Source organism: Faecalibacter macacae, from assembly GCF_003687725.1.
GTDB lineage: Bacteria > Bacteroidota > Bacteroidia > Flavobacteriales > Weeksellaceae > Empedobacter > Empedobacter macacae.
On sequence record NZ_RDOJ01000033.1, the window covers coordinates 1 to 3,994 of the forward strand.

Below are 3,994 nucleotides of genomic sequence, written 5' to 3' on the forward strand. Positions count from 1 at the left end.
ACTAATTAAAAATCAAAATATTTATAAAAATAACTTGGTTTTGTCATAGAAATCAGGATGACTTTTATTGAACTATTCTTCGACAAACTCTGAATTACATACATACCTTTGTCAAGCTGAATTCATTTCAGCTTCTCATCAGATTTGTATAGCGTAATGTGATCCTGAAACGAGTTCAGGATCACATTTTTTTTATAAGAATAAAGCGAGGAAACACCCAAACAAAAAAACTTCCACAAAAGGAAGTTTATATTTTAAAACGTAAAACGTGTTGTTAGCATAATTTGTGTTGGTCTTAGCTTGTATTGATAGCGCATTTCGTAATATGAACTTAAACTATTTTGAGAAAAATATTTTTCGTTGAACAGATTATAAGCTGTTAATTCGAAATCGATTTTCTTTTTCTTTAACGTGTATCGATACATCAAATCGCCAAAAAAAGAATTTGGATTTAACGTAGAATCATCATTAATATAAGCATCCATATTCAATTTGATATAATGACGATCGGCTGGAAAAAAATGGAACCCCAATTGATGCTCTTGGTTGACTATTTTACGCGATGGATCAACCATGATCTTGCTTCTGTAGTTGAACCATGAATAGTTATATTCAAATGTCATCCAACTTAACTGACGAAATTTAACACCTGTTTTTATGTTGGTTATTTGGTTATTGACTTCAATAAATTCATTGTTGAGATATTCATCATTTTTAGACCATTGTTGAAAAATTTCAACTTCGAAAGTTGATTTTAATTTTGAAAAATATTGACTAAACTTAGCATTTAAGTTATGGGATAATTGATGATTGGTTTGTTCTACAACTTGTAAAATGGAACTTGCATCTGAATTATATTGATAATTATTCAATAAAGTATTTTCTATCCACGAATAATTATACCCCAAATTAATGAACCTAGCTTTGATTGGATTTTTGTATTCAGCTTTTATAGAAGAAATCCAAGAATTACGTTCATTTAATTTTCCGTCACGCTGTTGTATTGTGTTGTAATTGTATAAAATATAATTCTCATGTATTTGTGATAAACTTCCTAAACTCTGTTTGTATGTGTTTGTAGATCGTAATTCCCATTGATTGGATAATTTGTATGATAAAAATAAATTCGGATTCACGAACAAACGATTCATTTCTTCATTCTTAACTAGATTTTTCATCTGAAGATGATTCATTTCTATGGGTAACAAAAGAGTGGTTCTAAAATTTCCTTTTCTATATTCGAAACGATTATCCCAATAGTAATTAAATATGGACCAATTCACATCATTTGTAAAATGATTACCAATACGCATTTCATCAGCATACAAATTACTTTCCATTGTTTGGTTGAGATATCCAAATCCGATTTTTGAATGCACCGAAATCGATTGAATTCCTTTCGAAAATTCAATAAAATTGTTGGTCGAAAATTTATTGAAATCTATGCGTTGAAAAGCATTTTGATAGTTTTGATTTTGGTTAATCATATCAATAAAAACTCCAGGAGAAATAGATAACTCTTCTTGATAATCTTTGTAAGAAATAGATGAACGAATAGTTACCAACTGCTTTCCTATTTTCTTTATGATTTTGAATTGATTGGCAAATTCTTGATTCGGCTTTTGTAAAATTTGATCGACCAATTCGTCATCTCGTTTTAAATAACCATGCGAACGATTCCATGCACCTCTAAATTCAATTTCGTTTTGCAAATAATTATCTGTACTATTGCGTAGTAATGTCGCTTTTGCTGATAAATTTTCAGATTGAAGATGATTACGCTTCTGTTCATTTAACAATAAATTTCCAGATGGTAAAAAATATTGTTTTGTACTTTGCCCTATTCGTTTTTGATAATCATTGGTATACGATAGATTAAAGCGTAAATCGAGTTCTTTATTTAGTTTAAACAAATGATTCCAAGTACCTAATTGAACAGCATTATCCAACCATCTTTTTTCGTTAAAATGAGGCGTTTGTACTGAAGATATACCTAACCAACCTTCATTAGAAAAACGTTCAGTATTATTTAAAAGATCTTCCAAAGATAATATATCCATTTGTTTCGTTACATCTTCACCACGATTATTGGATTGGTAAGAACCAATCATTTGCTGTTTCTTTTTAAACAACATTGGTGTAATATTGGTTTGATACAACAATGGCGAAACACCTAAACCGATTTCTGCTTTACCAGAATAAGTAATTTTATTTTTAAGTTTGATATTTAATGCAGCTTTAGAACTAATCACTAAACTATCTAACATTTTGATGGGCTGATGATTTTCTAATATTTGTACTTTATCTACTGCATCTGCCGAAAGATTTTCGTTAGCTAAAGCATATTTACCACCCAAAAGATCCATTCCTTCTATATAATACTTATTAATCGGTTCGCCTTGATATAAAATTCGACCAGAAGATTCGATTTCTATTCCTGGCATTTTTTTGATGACATCAGCTATTGTACGATCTTGTATATCTTTAAAGTTCGTTACATCGTAAGCAATAGTATCGCCTTTTTTTCGCACTGCAGGTTGCTTCAATTGCACTTCTTTTAGCTCAATTGCTTTTTCTTGCAATGTAAAATCAAAATTAGAAGTTGATTCGTTGACCAAATCGGATGTAAATGCATAATTCAAGGCACGAACTTTTACCTCGTACAATTCGTGAGAAGTTTCTTTTAGCGTTAACGTAAATTTACCATCAGCTTTTGTAATAAAATAAGCCAAAGTAATATCCGCATCGCTTGGGGACAAAATTACATTTGCTCCAGCAATGGGTTGCCCTTTTTCGTTTTTTACTGTTCCAGATATGGTTAATTGAGCAAAAAGAATATTGGCTATAAGTAATAATAGTAGGGAAAGTTTTGGTTTCAAATTAATAATTTATTTTACAAATACGTCCATAAATCTGGTATTAAAAATCTATGTTTTTGTAATTTTTGATTTTCTATAATTCTTTTAATTCTCTCTTCTTCTAATTCTATACCTGCTGATTGAATTGAAATCGTAGGATTTAAAAAGTTTTCTTTAATAATTTTATTAAAATCCTTAAGCTCTAAATTTGTAATAGACTTATACTTATATTCTATCAATTCCTTTGTCAAACTTTTATCATTATAATCCAAATTATATGAATTCAATTTCCAATTAAAATAACCTTGCTCATCATGTAATTCTATAATTAACCCAGGTAAACCTGAAAATATAAAAGGACCATCATTAATAGGAATAGATTCATTATACTTTGCTATCCAATTTCTTCCTAAAAATGTAGCTGTAGCTGTTTTATAATTATTTATAGAGGTATTATTATCTATTTTCCAATTAATTGGTTCAAAATCTAAAGTGGTTTGATTTTCTATACGGCTATTAAATATTTTTAAATTATCTTCTTTAAGGATAACAATATTAAAAAGTTTAGTTCTAGGAACTTCAGCTAATTTTTTCCACATTAATTGTGGATCTTCATTATTTATATTTCCTATACTCTCTATCTCTATTAGTTTTAGAAAATTTTCACCATAATAATATCTTACACTTGGAGTTTTTATAATGATCACATTTTCACTAATTATTTTATTAGGTTTTAAACTATCGTATTGATATGTATAATTATAGGATAATTTATACTGAGCTGAAGTTAAATAAGTAATAAATAAAAAAAATAAAAACAAATAATTTCTCATAGTATCATTTAAATAAGAAGTAACAAGCTTATTATAAAGCTTATTACTTCTAAAATTAATTTATAATCCCATACTTTGTTCCAATTCACATAATTGGAAATCTGCTATAAGTAAATTCATTAAATTCCAAGATGTTCCCACTTCTTTACAAGCAATGAATTGACCACCACACTCAGAAACAGAATCAAAGGCTTGACATTCTCTTTCTAATTCTACAGTAATATCAACTGTATTCTCTTGTAATTCTACATTGACTTCATTCGCCATTGCGAATGTTCCGAAAAGTGCAAAAGCACTTGCAAA

At 28.6% G+C, this 3,994-nt stretch carries 3 protein-coding genes; all 3 read right to left on the reverse strand.

Going from position 1 to position 3,994, the window contains the following annotated elements; translation table 11 throughout:
- Positions 1–254: 254 nt before the first annotated feature.
- Positions 255–2,879, reverse strand: a complete 2,625-nt coding sequence (locus EAH69_RS13710) for a carboxypeptidase-like regulatory domain-containing protein (protein WP_230466837.1) — start codon at positions 2,877–2,879, stop codon at positions 255–257.
- A 14-nt stretch (positions 2,880–2,893) separates the two neighbouring features.
- Positions 2,894–3,691: a GLPGLI family protein gene (locus tag EAH69_RS13715; RefSeq protein ID WP_121935785.1), complete on the reverse strand. Its 798-nt coding sequence runs from the start codon at positions 3,689–3,691 to the stop codon at positions 2,894–2,896.
- Between the two features lie 60 nt (positions 3,692–3,751).
- A partial coding sequence (locus EAH69_RS14020; RefSeq protein WP_230466838.1) for a hypothetical protein occupies positions 3,752–3,994 on the reverse strand: 243 nt, incomplete at its 5' end.